The sequence below is a fragment of the Winogradskyella poriferorum genome (assembly GCF_050618035.1).
GTDB lineage: Bacteria > Bacteroidota > Bacteroidia > Flavobacteriales > Flavobacteriaceae > Winogradskyella > Winogradskyella poriferorum_A.
Genome location: NZ_JBODPY010000292.1, coordinates 1 through 214 on the forward strand (window position 1 = coordinate 1; position 214 = coordinate 214).

Annotated in this window: 1 pseudogene; it reads left to right on the forward strand. The window is 37.4% G+C overall.

Annotated elements, in window-relative coordinates:
* Window positions 1-214: pseudogene (locus tag ACRHOC_RS15810) on the forward strand (ABC transporter permease); the annotation flags it as partial.

Consider the following 214-nt stretch of genomic DNA (forward strand, 5'->3'; position numbering starts at 1 on the left):
ATATTAAGTACATTGGGTATGAGTGTTCCGTCCTTTTTTAGTGCCATCTTATTTGCCTGGTTTTTTGCATTTGTCCTCCATGAAATTACAAATCGTGAAATGACAGGAAGCCTTTATGAGTTAGATGATTTTGGTGAGAAAATGACCATACAATGGAAAAACCTTATTCTCCCAGCTTTGGTTTTACGAATCCGACCATTAGCTGTGGTCATTC